The sequence below is a fragment of the Streptomyces sp. SPB074 genome (genome assembly GCF_000154905.1).
GTDB lineage: Bacteria > Actinomycetota > Actinomycetes > Streptomycetales > Streptomycetaceae > Streptomyces.
The window spans coordinates 3,654,813-3,669,555 of sequence record NZ_GG770539.1; the positions used below are offsets into that span (position 1 = coordinate 3,654,813).

Sequence of the window (14,743 nt, forward strand, 5' to 3'; positions counted from 1 at the left end):
CCCACCCCGTACCCCGCAATCAGTGGCTCCGCCTCAGCGGTTGACCGCCGCCATGCCCGCCGCGTCGTACCGGTCGCCGGACGCCCGCGGCACCTCCGCGTCGATCCGCGCCAGCTCCGCCGCCGTCAGCTCCACGTCCAGCGCCCCCACGTTCTGTTCGAGGTACGTGCGCCGCTTCGTGCCCGGGATCGGCACCAGGTCCTCGCCCTGCGCGAGGACCCAGGCGATGGCGAGCTGGGCGGGTGTGACGTCCTTCTCGGCGGCGATCTCCCGTACCTTCGCCGCCAGGCGCAGGTTGGCGGTCAGGTTGTCCCCGGTGAAGCGCGGGCCGTTGCGGCGGAAGTCGCCCTCGTCCAGTTCCTCGGGGGAGGAGAACCTGCCGGCCAGGAAACCGCGCCCCAGGGGCGAGTAGGGCACGAAGCCGATGCCCAGCTCGCGGCACGTGGGCAGGATCTCGTCCTCCGGGTCGCGGCTCCACAACGAGTACTCGGTCTGCACGGCCGTGACCGGGTGCACCGCGTGCGCGCGCCGGATCGTCTCCGCGCTCGCCTCGCTCAGCCCGATGTGCCGGATCTTGCCCTGGGCGACGAGCTCGCCGAGCGCCCCGACGGTCTCCTCGATCGGCACGTGGGGATCGACCCGGTGCTGGTAGTAGAGGTCCACGTAGTCCGTCCCGAGCCGCTTGAGCGAGCCCTCGATGGACGTGCGGACGTGCTCCGGCGATCCGTCCTGCCGTCCGACCGTGCTCCGGTCGCCGGGGACGGCGTCGTCCATGCGCAGGTTGAACTTCGTCGCGATGACGTACGCGTCGCGGCGGCCCTTGACGGCGCGGCCGACCAGCGACTCGTTGGTGAGAGGCCCGTACAGCTGGGCCGTGTCGAGGAAGTTCACGCCGAGTTCGAGGGCGCGGTGGATCGTGTCGACGCCCTCCTGCTCGTCGGTGGTGCCGTAGAAGGCGGACATCCCCATGCAGCCGAGACCGAGCGGCGAGACCTCCAGGTCCCGCAGTGTGCGCTGTTCCATGTGCGTACGAACCCTTCTTCGTCGTCTGCGTCTCCCCCGACGCTATGAGTTGGGGTGCGCTCTAGGTCAAGGGCGCCGGGTCCCCGCCCCATCCCCCTCGCCGCCCATTCCCCCCGCGCCTGCCCCCTCTCCTCCTCCGTTCTATTCCTCCTTCGTGAACTTCGGGTCCTGGGACTGGTCGTAGATCTTTTCGCCCGCCGCGTCGTAGGCGTGGAGGTAGGTGCTCGGGCCCAGGAAGTGGCCGTCGGGGGGCGTGTCGGGGCGCAGGAGCGCGGCGTGGACGAAGGCGCGCCGCGCCATGCGCACGGGGTACTCCTGCGGCTTGTCGCCGTAGCTGACGGTGAGCTTGGCGACCTGGGGCGCGTAATGACCGGCGCCCAGGGTGAGGAACTCGCCGCCCTCGACGGGCTCCTCGACGCTGTCGAAGTACTCGATCACGCGCCCGGTGCCCCACAGCCGGTCGTTGATGAAGGTGGGCGGGTGGTCCTGGCTGCTGCGCCGGTCGCCCTTGGTGGCGCACTGCGCGTACTGCCCGGAGGGATTGACGGCGACGACGACGCCGTCCGAGGTCCGCGAGGCCGCCGGGGCGCGCAGCGCGAGCGCTGAGCGGTACCGCGAGGCGTCCGCGCCCAGGCAGGAGGCCAGAATCCTGGTGACCGCGGGGGCGTCGATGGCGCTCGTACGCGTCCCGGTGACGGTGAAGGCGTGCGCCGCGGCCCGCGGGTCGGGCGTCGCGGGCGCGGAGGACCCCGCGCCGGGTGTCGTGCGCGGCGCGGCGGTTCCCGCCGGGCTCGCCTCGCTCAGCGCGCCGGCGGCGGGGCGTGCCTCGGCGCCCCCCCCGTACCGCCCAGGACCGTGACGGCGCCGACGCTGAGCGCCGTCACCGCGGTGGCGACGGCCAGCGGCACCCCCACCTGCGGCGCGGTGCGGCGGTGTCCTCCTGCGGACCGATCTTCATGAGCAGCTCCTCTCGCATCCGCCGGTGATCCGGCAGTTCGCGATCGGAAGGAGCCGCGGGAACGCCCCGCGCGCGGTCGTTCATCGTGCGACCTCCTTCGATTCGACGGGATTCCTGGAACCGGACGAGGCTCGTTCCGGCCGCTGCCCGGGTGCGCCGTCGCCGGGCCCGGCCGTCAGGTCGGCCCCCAGCCTGCGCCGCGCCCGGTGCAGCCGGGACTTCACCGTGCTTACCGCGACCCTGAGGACCGTCGCCGCCGCCTGCTGGTCGAGCCCCGACCACACGCACAGTTCGACGACCTCGCGTTCGTGCCGGGGAAGGCGGGCGAGCGCGCGATGGATCTCGGACATGCGGCGTTCGTCGTCCACGCGCCCCGCGACGCGTTCCGCGTGGTCGCCGACCTGCTCGTCGTGCGAGACGAGCCGGCGCAGCAGGGCCTCGGCCCGGCGCAGCCGCCGTCGCGTGTTACAGCAGGCCGTCGGCGATGCCCAGCAGCCAGGGCAGCGCGGACTCGCGGTCGAGCACGATCTCCGCGCGCCGCCGCCAGGCGTGGAAAAACACCGTGGAGGTGAGGTCCTCGGCCTCGGACCAGTCGGCCGTCCGCCGGAAGGCGTGGTTGTAGACGGCCTTGCCGTGCCGGTCGAAGATCCGGCCGAACGCCTCCCGGCCGCCATCGACGGCCCGGGCCCACAACTCCCGGTCGGACATCTCCCCGACCGTCCCGGCGGGATCAGCGTCGTTCAGTTCCATACCCCGTACGTGTCCGGCACGCCCCCGAGGTTCCCACGCCACCGATTCCCCCCCGTCCGCCGTCGCCACTGGGCCGTTCCCGCCGGGACCTCGTGCCGGGCAGGGGCCCCGAGAGGACACAAAAAACCGCCCCCGGCCTGTATGAACAGGTCGGGGGCGGTTTTTGCTGGCGGTAGCGGTGGGATTTGAACCCACGGTGACGGGTTACGCCACACTCGCTTTCGAGGTCTGCTCGCGGGGCGCGGCGGTTTGTTCAGGCGCGTTCGAGGGCGTTCATTCCGCAGTTCCTCCAGCGCGCCGGTACCGGGCCGAACGAGCCCGAACGAGCCTGACTGAGACGGAAACCGAGACGGGCCGCTCCCGGTCCGACCTACTGCGGGGCCCGTCCTACCGCCAGGAGGTGAGAACTGGCGGCGAGCAGTTCAGGGTAGGGCTCCGCCATCCTGGCCGCTTCCAGAGCGGAGGCGATCAGGTCCTCGGTCGGGCCGCTGCCCGGCTGCTGCTCGGCGGCCTTCACGAGTGACCAGGCGGGCCCCTCGATCCCGAAGACCTGTACGTCGGTGAGACCGGCGCCGCTCAGCTCCGCCGCCAGCCCATCGGCCCTGTGGAAGTAGGCCAGGGTGAATCCTCTGGCCCCGTCGTGCACCGCTGTCGCCAGGATCTTCGAGACGGAGGCCCGCATCCGGTCTGTGTGCAGGTGCGCGTACGTGACGTGCTCGAAGAGGGAGGCGTAGCGGTTGATCGCAGCCGCCGCGATCAGGCCCCCAGGCTTCACGACGCGGCAGGCTTCCGCGAGCGCCTTGCGCCGATCCTCTTCGGCCGGCAGATGGTAGAGGGGGCCAAGGAGCTGCACTGCGTCGAAGGTCTCATCCGGCTCCGGCAGAGACCTCGCGTCACCCACGACGGCATGACACACGGCGGATGCCTGCTCCACGTGACGGGGCACGGGGTCCACCACGGTGACTTCGTAACCGTCCTTGACCAGCCACTCCGCATGGATGCCGGTCGCCCCGCCTACGTCCAGGACTCGGGCAGGCGCATCGGGGAGAAACCGGCGCAGAAGCTCCTGCGTGCGTACCAGCTCCATGCGCCCGTCTGCTGTGTCGCGCAGGCGGGCGTCCTCGTTCACCGTCTCGCCGTAGAACCGCATCACGGAGGGAGCCAATTCGAGATTCGACATGAGCGCAGTATCGTTGCGTACCGGTGGACCAGTCCAGCGCGCGAGGTAGGGAAACCCATGGCTGTCCTGAAATACGAAGAGATCGCGGAATCGCTGCGCGCACGCATTGCCGCAGGTGAGTACGGTCCGAACGACACCATCCCTTCGGGGCGAGAGCTGGCCGAGCAGTGGAATGTGTCGCGAGCCACTGCCATCAAGGCGGTGGACGTGCTGCGCAGTGACGGCATCGTCGTGGCCAAGCAGGGAACGGGGTTCGTCGTCACGGAGACGCCCGTTGCGCGGCCGGCTGGTGGTCGCCGTGCGGGCTCCGCCCGCATCCTCGGAGGGATGCCGTTCCTTCGAGTCGGTGAGCCGGATTGGGCGGAGCCGCCTCCGCATGTCGCGGAGGCGCTGCGTGCCGCGCCGGGCGAACTCGCCCTTCGGCGGATCCGGATTCTCCAGTTGCCGGATGGCAGCCCGAACAGCTACGTCGAGGCGTGGTTTCCCCGTTCGATCGGTGAAGGGGCGCCGCGTCTGTTGGACACCGCCCCCATTGCCGAGGGGACGACGCGCTACGTACGTCGGCAGACCGGACGCTTCCCGGTGGAGGGCGTGGACGTCACCACAGTCCGCCAGGCGACCGAAGTGGAAGGCGAGCGGCTGAACGTCGCCGAGGGGAGCCCGGTCGCTGTGCTACTGCACACCGCGTACGACCAAGAGGGCCGCCCCCTCGTGTGTGAGGAGGGGGTCACTCCCGCCGCCCTCTTCGAGCAGGTGGACACCTACGCCATGTAGGCATTCACCCCTCAGGCGAGCTGGACCGGTCAGCCGGTCCAGCTTTTTTGACGCCCTTTTAGGCCGCCTGAGCTGTGGGAACGTCATCCACTCGTCGTCAACTTCGGCTTTGCCGCTTGACTGGACCGGTCCACCGGTCCAGTCTAGTTGTCGTGAACGTCGCTCCCGAAGGTTGGGAGGGCTTCGGCTCGGGATGGCTCGTGCGGTTGGGGCCCCGAGCTGGTCGTTCCTTGAGAACTGAACAGTTGAAGCAGCGGTTGAAGCCGGGAGTTCCGCATGGGCCCGGCTGAGCCCCAGGTAGGTCCCTGGCTAGCTCGCATTGCCCGACAAGGGCCTGTAGGCCGCTGCACGCGCCGCCACACCCCGCTCACGGGCGGGAGTCAGTGTCTAGGCGCGCATCTCAGCCCCGATGGTCGTAGGCCGGGTTCGACTCCCGGCCGGGGCACTGCCTGCCGCTCCTCGCGGCGGGCCACCTTCCCAACGGCGTGAGCCCCCGGTGCTCGAACACCGGGGGCTCTGTTCGGGCCGTTGCCCATCTGCAAGGGAGATCACGACCCATGGACCACATCGTTACTGTTCAGGACGCCGTTACGGCGTTCGCTGACTGGCTGGAGCCGACCGCTGCCGAGTTGGACGCCGTCGAGGCGGAGATGCCCGCGCTCCTCGCGGACGTCGACCTGCTCGACGCGCAGATCCTCGTCCTGGACCGGACGCCGAGTGAGCTGGACGCGGCGCGGCTGCGGCGGGCCCGGCGCAGGGTGCTGCGCGAGCGGGCCGCCCTGGCGAACGCCGCCTTCGAGCGGCAGGCGGGCGGCGCGGCATGAGCGGCATCCACCTCAAGGACTTGAACGCGCCGCTGACGGCGCTGGAGTTGCTGTTCCTCGAACACCCGGAGCTCCCCGCGCCCACCGTGGGCATGAGCACCGTTTACCCGGGCCGGTTGCAGCTCGCCTTCCACGACGACCCCGCCGACTTCGAGGCGTGGCGTGAGGCCCTGGACGCGGACCCGGCCACGGTCGGGATGTGGCTGTGGGGCGACGGCACGGGCGGGGCGCTCACGCTGTTCACGACGTACGCCGGAGCGACGGTCGAGCTGTTCGGATACCTCACCCTCCCCGCTCGCCAGGAACCTGTCGGGGAGGCCGCGTGATGGGCAGTGTTCACGCCTCCGCGCGGGGTGTTCACGTGCGTTCGGCCGAGCGTGCGTTGTCGGTCGGGACGTGGCTGATCGTTTCCGGCGCGATGCTCTACTCGGTCCTCACGGTCACGCCGTTGATGGCGGACCACACCGTTCCGTCGTGGCGGTGGACGGCGCCGATCCTGCCTCTCGTCGTGGACGCGGCTGTCGTCATCGTCGTCCGCCTCGACTCCGTTCTCGCCCGCCTGGGCGGGCAGGGCGGGCGGTGGCCGGTGGTGCTGCGGTGGATGACCGGCGCGATGACCCTGGCGCTGAACACGGCTGCTTCCGCGTTGGCGAAAGACCTGGTGGGGGTGGCCGTGCACGCGGTCGCGCCGCTGCTGCTCATCGTCACCGCCGAGACCGGCCTTGCCTACCGGCGGGCCATCACCAGCGCCCTGGACGACCTGGACCAGCGCCAGACGGCGGAGCGCGAGCAGGCCGCACAGCGGGCCCGTGAGGACGCCGAGCGGCGTGCTCGTGAGCGGGAGGAGCGCGAGGAGCGCCGCCGCCGGGAGGAGCGCGAGCACGCGGCCCAGCTCGCCCGTGAACAGCGCGAGCACGAAGCCGCTCTCGCCCGTGAACAGGCGGAGCGCGAGGAGCGCCGGGCTGCCGAGGAGGCCCGCCGCGAGATGGAGCGGACGGCCTCCGAGCGGGCCGAGCGTGAACGCCGTGAACGCGAGCGTGAACACCAGGAGCGCGCCCGTGAACAGGCCGCCCGCAAGGCCCGCGAGGAGGCCGAGCGCAAGCGCCGCGAGAGGGCGCTTCGTGAACAGGAGGAGCAGCGCCGTGAACACGAGTGGCGCGAGCGTGAACGCGCCGCCCTCCTCGACGCAGCCCCGGTCTCCGAGAAGCTCGGCGAGGACGAGGCCCGCCGTGTGGTGTCCGCCGCATTCGATGTAGGGCTGTCCGTACGCGAAGCTGCGAGCGCCTGCGGGTGGTCGGTGGGCTGGGTCTCCAGCCGCTACGCCGAGCACCGCGGCAACCAGGCGGTGGCCGCGTGAGTGCCCTGCCGGTCTACCCCTGGCGCTGCGCCCCTGAGGGGCTCGCCACCCGCCGTCAGCTCCGTGCGCTGGGGCTGCGGCCCGGCGGGCAGGACGTCGCCGCGCAGGTGGAGCGGCCCCGCCGCCGGCGGGGGCCGCTGGTCGCGTACCTGTACCGCGTCGACCTGGCGAAGCCCGTACGCCCCATGACCCCGGCCCGCACGGTCGCGCTGGCGCGGGCGAACCAGGCCCGCCGCACCTGCCCGGTCTGCGGGCGGACCTTCCCGTACGTCCTGCCGGTGTCGCTGGGCTGCTGCCCGCAGTGCGCCGAGGCCCCCGCCGCGCTCGCGGCCTGAGCTGAGCAGCGCCCCCTCTCCGAACATCCCTTCCAGCACCGGGAGTTGTGCTGTGAACAGCCGTGCCCGTACCCGCGCCCGTCTCCTGAAGACCGGCGCCCACACCGTCCAGATCCCCCGCACGCGGGGCCGCCGGGGCATGTCCCCGTACGTCGTCGTCGTGCCCGAGCGCCCCTCCCTCACCCACGAGGCCGCCGCGATGCTGCTGCGCTGGCTGTGGCGCTCCCGTACCGCGCTCGCGCCGACCGGCGCCGCTCTCGGCGCGCTCCTCCTCGGCGTCCTGCTCCACCTCGTCGCCCCGTGGGCCGCCTGGCTCCTGGCGCCGCTCGCTGCCGCCCCGCTGGTCTGGCTCACGCTGGCGCACCGGTCCCACCCCGCCCACGGCCCCGCGCTCGCCTGTCGTACCAGCCTCGTCGCGCTCGCGGTCTCCGTCTTCGCGCAGCTCGCCACCGTGGTCGCGTACGGGCCGCTCGCGGGCGGGCTGGGCGTGTGGTGGCTGCTCAACCTCCTCGTCGCGCAGACCGTCTGGCCCGTCCTGCGCCGTACCCGCTGACCGTCCCGCTCGCGTAAGGGAGTTCTTTTCATGGCTGAGCACCGCTCCGCTCCTCGCCCGTCCGCCGGTCGTTCCGGTGGGGACGGCGGGGGCAAGTCCAACAAGTTCGCGAACGCCGGGGCCGCCGCCGGCGGCTTCATCGGCGCGTTCGGCAGCTCGGTGACCCCGCCGATCAGCGTCACCGTGAACAGCACGAAGAACGTCGGCCCCCGGGGCGGGGGCAACCGTCGCTCGCACGCCGAGAGCCTGCTGCCCGCGCCGGAGTTCACCTCCCCGGCGCAGGTGCGCAACTACTGCAACACGCTGCGGGCCGCCGCCGTCACCCTGTCCATCGAGGTTGCGATGGGTGCCGAGATCCTCAAGGGCGTCCTCGCGGCCGTACCCGACCCGGACGGCCGCGCCTTCGGCTCCCGCATCCGGGCGGCGAAGGTCGCGCGGAAGATGCAGCGCAGCGCCGACGCCCTGCGGGACGCGGCGAAGAACGCGGCGGCGACGTATTCGGTGTTCCAGCAGGAGTACGAGGAGGAGATCAACCGGGTGCGTCACCGTGCCCGCAAGCCGCAGCAGCCCGTCATCAACTGGGCCCAGCAGTAAGGAGGCAGGCTCATGACGCGCACCAACCGCAACCAGCACCTGCACCCCGCCTTCGCCTACGCCGACGACACCTTCGGCGGCCCGTCCGGTGGCAGCGTCGGCGGGTACCTCCTGCACCGGGTGAAGCCGCACCTGCCGCCGTGGCTCGGCGTCGCCGGGACCGGCCTCGTCGGAGCCTTGGGGAACTGGCGGTGGGGCGAGAGCGCCGCCGCCGGCGTCGGCCTCACCCTCGGCTCCGTCGCCCTGACCGGTGCCACCTGGTTCATCGGCAAGTCCACGAGCCCGCAGCGCCGCCTGCACTCCGCCATCACGGTGGCGGCGGCGTCGGCTTGGGTGACGGGGGCGTGCCTGGCCGGGCCCACCGCCGGCCCGCTGGACGACCTGTTCCTCATGGGCGGCCCGGTCGTCGCCCTGTCGTGGAACGTCCGCATGGTCCTGCGCCGCAACGACGACCCCACCGGCGAGAACGGGAGCGGCGACAAGGGTCTCCTCGCGAAGGTCGGTCTCGCCCGCGCGCAGGTCGGCGCGGCCCGGGTGGAGCCGAACCGGGTCACGGCGCCGATCGCGCTGGAGGCGGGGGAGCAGACGCACGACGACGTCACCCGCAGCCTCAACAGGATCGCCTCCGCCCTCGACCTGCCCCGCACCGCGATCCGCTACCGGCCCGACCCCGGCAGCGAGCGGCGCGGCGAACTCGTCATCGTCCCCGAGGACATGCTCGCCGACACCGTCGAGTGGGACGGGCCCTCCAACCTCGGGGGGTCGATCGCGGACCCGCTGGTGATCGGCCGCTACGACGACGGGGCGCCGTTGGAGATCTGGCTGCCCGGGGACCCGGAGGCGAAGCGGAACAGCACGCACGTGCTGATCAGTGGTGGTACGGGGTCCGGCAAGGGGGACGCGGCGCTGAACCTCCAGACGGAGATCCTCTCCCGCCGCGACGTCGTCGTCTGGCTCTCCGACCCCAAGTCCTTCCAGGACTTCCGCCCGCTCGTCCCCGGCATCGACTGGGCCGTCGAGGGCGGGGCCCCCACCGAGCTGATGGTGGAGGCCGTGCAGGCCGCGATCCCGGCCCGTACGCGGTGGCTCGGTGCACACCAGTACCGGCAGTGGACCCGGGAAGCCGCCCAGCCGCAGACCAGCCCGGCGCACTCGTGCCGCCCCGGCGGGGTGTGCGGGTGCGCGGGGATGCCGTTCCTCGTGGCCTGGATGGAGGAGGCGGCGAACACCCTGCGCGCGCTGGGCGACGACGCCTTCACCGGCATCGCGCAGGAAGCCCGCTCCGCCGGGATCTCGCTGGTCGTCTCCTTGCAGCGGCCCTCGTACGACCAGATGTCCACGAGTACGCGGGCCTCGCTGCCGTCCGTGATCGCGCTGGGCTGCGACCCCCGTGACGAGGGGTTCAGCCTGCCCGAGTCGGTCATCGACGCGGGCGCGCACCCGGGAGCATGGGGCAACCGGCGGCCCGGCTACTGCTACGTCGTCTCCCCGGGCATCGACGAGGAGCGCTACCCCTCACCGGGCCGCACCCGCTACTTCCCCCACCACGCCGTCGAGCTGATGGAACAGCTCGCCGCCTGGGCCCTCACCAACGGCGCCACCCCCGACCCGGTTACCGCGGGTGCGGCGGCGGGCGTTGCGGGCGTGGCGTACACCGACCGGGCCCGCAACCGGGCGTCCGAGCAGCAGCCGCAGGAGACGGGGCGGCACCTGCGCGCCGTCCCCGACGAGGGGGACGAGGACATGGAGCAGTACGGGGGCAAGCTCACCGACCCCGAGGACGACGCCATCGACCCCGAAGCGGACCTCCCTGCCGCCGAGGACGGCGACGACGCCCCCCTCTTCGGCACGGAGACCGGGCGCAAGCCGGGCCCCGAGGAGGCGCGCCGGCTGTTCGCTCAGGCGCTGGAGGAGTTCGAGCGCGAGGGCCGGATGATCGTCGGCCCGAAGGACTTCATGGACTGGTGCGACCGCACGGGGCTCTCCCGCCCGTGGGTCTCCGCCCGCCTCAAGGACGCCGCCCTCGACGGGCGGTTGGAGGCGACGAACACGACCGGCCGGTGGCGCATCCGCCCTGCGCTCGCCGCCGCGTGACACCTGACACCGTCACGCGCTCCTGACACCCAAACCCCTAGGCAGACGCAGCGTCACGCGCTCCTGACACCACCCGTGACACCCCCGCCTGACACCCGCCCGCCCAGCCCCGCCCTCGCCGGGCGCGGGCCGGGCGGGCGCCGGAAGGGACACCATGAACCCCGACCGCACCACCCCAGAACTCCACCACCCCATCCCCCTCAACCCCGCCCCGGCGCCCCTGCCGGTCGTCCCGGCGGGCGGCGTGCCGGAGGTGACGACGATCATCCTGCCGGACGGCCGCACCGTCACCGGCTACACCGTCCCCGCCGCCCAGCCCGCCCCGCTCGCGGCCAAGCCGCCCGTCTCCCGGGCGGCGGTGAACATCGCCCTCGGTGGCGTCGGCTTCGCCGCCGTCTGCGGCGGGCTGTTCCTCCTCACCGCGTTCATCGCGGCGCTCACGGCGTTCATCACGCAGCTCGTGATCCTCGCGGCCGTCATCTTCGGCGGCTGGATCGCCGTACAGGCCCTCGGCCACCGCGACCGGGGCGCCGGGACCAGGGTCAATATCCGCAAGGCCGTCATCAAGCGCAACCACTTCCACAGCTGAACCACCGAGGGCGGCCCCCTTCTCGCCAAAGTCCGGGGCCGCCCTCACCAGCTCTTCAACTGGAGGTATCCAGCATGCCTGACCTGATCCCCTTCCCGCGAGAGCGCGGGCGGCGTCCGCGTCTGCTGGACGCGTTCTGCTGCCAGGGCGGCGCCGCCAAGGGCTATGCCGACGCGGGCTTCGACGTTCTCGGCGTCGACCTCAGCCCCCAGCCCCGCTACCCGTACGCGTTCATCCAGGGCGACGCCGTCGCCTTCATCCGCGAGCACGGGCATGAGTTCGACGCCATTCACGCCTCCCCGCCCTGCCAGCACGACAGCGACTGCCAGCGCATCCAGCGCAACGCTCACCCCGACCTCATCGCGCCCACCCGCACCGCGCTGGAGGCGACGGGGCGGCCGTGGGTGCTGGAGAACGTCGGAGGCGCCCTGCCCAAGCTCTGCGAGCCCGTGATGCTGTGCGGGCCCATGTTCGGCGTGCGCACCTACCGCCACCGCTACTTCGAGACCGGCGGCGGCCTCACCTTCCCCCAGCCCGCCCACCTGGCGCACACGGTGCCGCAGGCGAAGATGGGCCGCCCCGTCCCGCCCGGCTGGTACGGGCAGTACGTCGGCAACTTCTCCGGCGTCCAGGCCGCTCGCGAGGTCATGGGCGTGCCCTGGATGAACCGCGACGGCATCCGCGAGTGCATCCCCCCGGCCTACACCGCCTGGACCGGCGCCCACCTGCTGGCGCTGCTCACCGGGGCGGAGGTGGCGGCGTGAACACCCTCGTTCTCGCCCTGCGCCTCGCGTCCGCCGGTCTCCCGGTCCTGCCCCTGCGGGCCGGGAAGGTCCCGTTCGGCAACTGCCCCGCCTGCGCTCGCAACGCGTGCGGTGGCAGGCCGAACATGAAGACCCCGGGCGGGTGCGCGTGCCGGTTGCCGTGCCACGGCTGGGCCGCCGCCACCACCGACACCCACCGCCACACCACCGAGTGGGCCCCGTACTGGGAGCGGGCCGCCGCCGTCGCCTACCACCCCGGTGGCGCGGGCCTCACCGTCGTGGACCTCGACGACGCGGACGCCATCGCGTGGGCGCGCGCCACGCTCCCGCCCACCCGCACCGTCCCCACCACCCGGGGCGAGCACTGGATCTACCGGGGACCGATGCCGTCCGCCAACGCCGTGCGGCCCGGCGTGGACATCAAGTCCCGTATGTCCTACGCCCGCTGGCTCGGCCCCGGCACCGGCCCCGTGGCCGCCCTCCCCGACGCGGTCCGCGCCCTCGTCGTGAAGGCGCCCGCGCCGGCCCGGCACGCCCCGTCCGGCCTCACCGTGAGCGGGGCCGGGGGCGCGTGCCCGCACCGCACCCCCGCCTACCTCGAACGCGGCCTCGCGATGGCGGAGCAGCGCATCACCGCCGCCGACAGCGCCGTTCACACCACGGTGTACCGGGCGTTCCTCGCCGTCCTCTCCACCCACGGCCGGTGCGGCTGCCTCACCGACACCCACATCGACCGCCTGTTCACGGCCGCTCAGGCGAAGGGCGAGAGCCTGCGGCACTGCACCGACGCGTGGGCCAACGCCCGCACGCGGCTGGGGGTGTGACCCATGTCGGAGGAGGAGAAGACCCCGGCGCGCGAGGTCATCACCGCGTACGCGCAAGCGCACTTCCGCTACTTCCGCACCGCTGACGGCACCGTCTACGCCCAGCGCAACGGCCACCCCGTCGCCCGCCCGATCCGCTCCCAGGGCACCACCGGCAGCCACCGCCAGGAACTCATGGTCGGGCTCTACCACGACGGCATCGGCGTGTTCAACGGCACCGCCTTGAAGGAGGCACTCGACTTGATCGAAGCACTCGCCCTCTCCCAGGACGTCCAGCCCACCCACATCCGCGTCGCCCCCGGCTTCGACGGCGCCACCTGGCTCGACCTCGGCCGCGACGACGGCCAGAGCGTCCGCATCCACCCCACCGGCTGGACCATCACCACCCCCAACCCGCAGGAAGTGTGCTGGCGCCGCACCCAGCTCACCGGGGAACTGCCCATGCCCGCCCGCGACACCGGCGGCAAGGGCATCGACCTCCTCCTCCGCCTCACGAACTTCGCCAGCGCCGAGACCGAATGCCTCGCCCTCGCCTGGCTCATCGGCTGCCTCGGCCCCTCCGTCCCCGTCCCCGCGCCGTTCCTCACCGGCCCGCAGGGCGCCGGGAAGTCCACGGCGGGACGGATGCTCACCCGGATCATCGAGGGCATGAGCAGCGACCTGCGCCGGCCGCCCAAGGACGAGGAGAACCTGATCGCGGCGGTCGCGGCGGGGTGGGTGACCGCGCTGGACAACCTCTCGCACCTGGCGCCGGACCTCTCCGACCTCATGTGCTGCATCGTCACCGGCGCCGAGACCATCAAGCGCGCCCTCTACACCGACGGCGACGTCGTACGGGCCCGCTACCGCCGCCCCCTCCTCCTCACCGGCATCGACGTCGGCGTCATCCGCCCCGACCTCGCCGAACGCCTCCTCCCCCTCCGCCTCGAACGCCCCACCGTCCGCCGCACCGAAGCGGAGCTGTGGGCGGAGTTCGAGGAAGCGCTGCCCGTCATCCTCGGCTCGCTCCTCGACCTCACCGTCCAGGTCCGCGCCACCGACGCCGAAACGCCCACCGACCTGCGCATGGCCGACTTCGCGCACCTGTGCGCCCAGCTCGACGCCGCGCAGGGCCTCGGCGCGCTGGCGGCGTACCGGGTGTGCCTGGACGACCTCAACGACGACGTGATCGAGGGCGACGTCCTCGCGCAGACCGTCCTCAAGCACGCCGCCACCCTGAACGAGGGGGCCGAGCAGCGGATGACGTCCACGGAGTGGCTGACCCTCCTGAGCAACCTCCAGAGCGGCGACGGGATGCGCCCTCTGCCCAAGGGCTGGCCGACCACCGGCAAGGTGCTCTCCGACCGCCTCAAGCGCTTGCAGCCCACCCTCGCGTCCCGGGGCGTCCTCATCGACTCCGGCCGCACCAAATTCAAGCGCTACCTGGAAATGGCCCGGCGTCCCGTCGATCCCGAGCAGACGCCCGGATTCTGAACCGGACCGCACAAAGGCAAGAAGAGCACCACGCGCCCCGACGTGCTCTTCTTGCCTGTCCGGCGGCAGCGCCGCCGCTCAAAGGGCGCGCCGAAGGCTCCTCATTCACGCTGTGACGCGCACCAATACCCCGGATTCTGTCCGAGGAGAAAAATGCTGCGTCACCCGCGTCACCCACGGCCGGAAAACCCACGGTGACCAGCAGCAACACGGGTGACGCAGACGGCATCCGGCTGCGTCACCCAGCGTCACCCGCGTCACCGATGACGAAGAGCCTGCGTCACCAATGACGCACCCCCGCATTCCTGCGTCACCACAAAACCGCAGCTCAGCACCCCTGCGTGACGCAGATGACGCGGTGACGCAGAAATCCGAACCTAGGACACCGCGACGCCCGAGCAAGCCCGTGAAGGGACGTTCATGACCGCCGAACAGCCGCCCCCGACCGCCGACGCGACCCTCGTCCTCCTCACCGTCGAAGAGGCCGCCCGCCGCCTCCGCATCGGCCGGACCACCTGCTTCGCCCTCATCCGCGCCGGCGAGCTGGAATCCATCACCATCAACCATCTCCGCCGCGTCCCCGCCGACGCGCCCGCCGCGTACGTCGCCCGTCAGCGCGCCGCCCAGCGCGCCGCCTGAACCCGTAGCGAG

General features: G+C 72.3%; 17 protein-coding genes and 1 pseudogene. 14 read left to right on the forward strand and 4 right to left on the reverse strand.

Features of this window, described 5'->3' with window-relative positions; genetic code table 11:
• Positions 1-33: 33 nt before the first annotated feature.
• Both SSBG_RS15090 and SSBG_RS34740 read right to left on the reverse strand, forming a co-directional pair.
• The gene (locus tag SSBG_RS15090) at positions 34-1,023 is read right to left on the reverse strand and encodes an aldo/keto reductase (protein WP_008746973.1); all 990 of its coding nucleotides are present in this window, start codon (positions 1,021-1,023) and stop codon (positions 34-36) included.
• A gap of 141 nt (positions 1,024-1,164) precedes the next feature.
• The gene (locus tag SSBG_RS34740; RefSeq protein ID WP_234010538.1) at positions 1,165-1,461 is read right to left on the reverse strand and encodes a hypothetical protein; all 297 of its coding nucleotides are present in this window, start codon (positions 1,459-1,461) and stop codon (positions 1,165-1,167) included.
• Between the two features lie 7 nt (positions 1,462-1,468).
• On the opposite strand from SSBG_RS34740, the gene SSBG_RS34745 reads away from it, so the two are divergent.
• Complete coding sequence (locus tag SSBG_RS34745) at positions 1,469-1,882, forward strand: hypothetical protein (RefSeq protein ID WP_234010539.1); 414 nt, start codon at positions 1,469-1,471, stop codon at positions 1,880-1,882.
• Between the two features lie 179 nt (positions 1,883-2,061).
• Here SSBG_RS34745 and SSBG_RS35805 read toward each other — a convergent pair.
• Both SSBG_RS35805 and SSBG_RS15105 read right to left on the reverse strand, forming a co-directional pair.
• A pseudogene (locus SSBG_RS35805) lies at positions 2,062-2,731 on the reverse strand (RNA polymerase sigma factor).
• 370 nt (positions 2,732-3,101) lie between these two features.
• Positions 3,102-3,911, reverse strand: a complete 810-nt coding sequence (locus SSBG_RS15105; protein WP_008746976.1) for a class I SAM-dependent methyltransferase — start codon at positions 3,909-3,911, stop codon at positions 3,102-3,104.
• Positions 3,912-3,968: 57 nt separating this feature from the next.
• Here SSBG_RS15105 and SSBG_RS15110 point away from each other — a divergent pair, with 57 nt between their 5' ends.
• The 13 genes from SSBG_RS15110 to SSBG_RS15170 all read left to right on the forward strand — a co-directional run bounded on the left by SSBG_RS15110 (position 3,969) and on the right by SSBG_RS15170 (position 14,731).
• Positions 3,969-4,685 (forward strand): GntR family transcriptional regulator, encoded by a 717-nt coding sequence (locus SSBG_RS15110; RefSeq protein WP_008746977.1) that lies wholly within the window; start codon positions 3,969-3,971, stop codon positions 4,683-4,685.
• Positions 4,686-5,242: 557 nt separating this feature from the next.
• Positions 5,243-5,509 (forward strand): DUF6284 family protein, encoded by a 267-nt coding sequence (locus SSBG_RS15115; RefSeq protein WP_037869821.1) that lies wholly within the window; start codon positions 5,243-5,245, stop codon positions 5,507-5,509.
• Entirely contained in the window at positions 5,506-5,835 is a 330-nt protein-coding gene (locus tag SSBG_RS15120; RefSeq protein WP_008746979.1) for a hypothetical protein, read from the forward strand. The genes SSBG_RS15115 and SSBG_RS15120 overlap by 4 nt, the downstream gene beginning before the upstream one ends.
• Entirely contained in the window at positions 5,835-6,866 is a 1,032-nt protein-coding gene (locus SSBG_RS15125; protein ID WP_037871490.1) for a hypothetical protein, read from the forward strand. The genes SSBG_RS15120 and SSBG_RS15125 overlap by 1 nt, the downstream gene beginning before the upstream one ends.
• Positions 6,863-7,201, forward strand: coding sequence for an RRQRL motif-containing zinc-binding protein (locus SSBG_RS15130; RefSeq protein ID WP_008746981.1), 339 nt, complete (start codon positions 6,863-6,865; stop codon positions 7,199-7,201). The genes SSBG_RS15125 and SSBG_RS15130 overlap by 4 nt, the downstream gene beginning before the upstream one ends.
• 52 nt (positions 7,202-7,253) lie before the next feature.
• Entirely contained in the window at positions 7,254-7,754 is a 501-nt protein-coding gene (locus SSBG_RS15135) for a hypothetical protein (RefSeq protein ID WP_008746982.1), read from the forward strand.
• 30 nt (positions 7,755-7,784) lie between these two features.
• Positions 7,785-8,348 carry a plasmid transfer protein TraA gene (gene traA / locus SSBG_RS15140; protein WP_008746983.1) on the forward strand — a complete coding sequence of 188 codons (564 nt, stop codon included), beginning with the start codon at positions 7,785-7,787 and terminating at the stop codon, positions 8,346-8,348.
• 12 nt (positions 8,349-8,360) lie between these two features.
• A complete protein-coding gene (traB, locus tag SSBG_RS15145; RefSeq protein ID WP_037869822.1) occupies positions 8,361-10,442 on the forward strand; it encodes a plasmid transfer protein TraB in 2,082 nt (693 codons plus the stop codon).
• A gap of 154 nt (positions 10,443-10,596) precedes the next feature.
• Positions 10,597-11,031, forward strand: coding sequence for a hypothetical protein (locus tag SSBG_RS15150; protein ID WP_008746985.1), 435 nt, complete (start codon positions 10,597-10,599; stop codon positions 11,029-11,031).
• A 74-nt stretch (positions 11,032-11,105) separates the two neighbouring features.
• Positions 11,106-11,795, forward strand: a complete 690-nt coding sequence (locus SSBG_RS15155; protein ID WP_008746986.1) for a DNA cytosine methyltransferase — start codon at positions 11,106-11,108, stop codon at positions 11,793-11,795.
• Complete coding sequence (locus SSBG_RS15160; protein ID WP_037869823.1) at positions 11,792-12,619, forward strand: bifunctional DNA primase/polymerase; 828 nt, start codon at positions 11,792-11,794, stop codon at positions 12,617-12,619. Before SSBG_RS15155 ends, SSBG_RS15160 begins: the two co-directional genes overlap by 4 nt.
• 3 nt (positions 12,620-12,622) lie before the next feature.
• On the forward strand, positions 12,623-14,092 hold the full coding sequence (locus SSBG_RS15165; RefSeq protein WP_008746988.1) for an ATP-binding protein: 1,470 nt from the start codon (positions 12,623-12,625) through the stop codon (positions 14,090-14,092).
• 420 nt (positions 14,093-14,512) lie between these two features.
• Entirely contained in the window at positions 14,513-14,731 is a 219-nt protein-coding gene (locus SSBG_RS15170; RefSeq protein WP_008746989.1) for a helix-turn-helix domain-containing protein, read from the forward strand.
• Positions 14,732-14,743 lie beyond the last annotated feature (12 nt).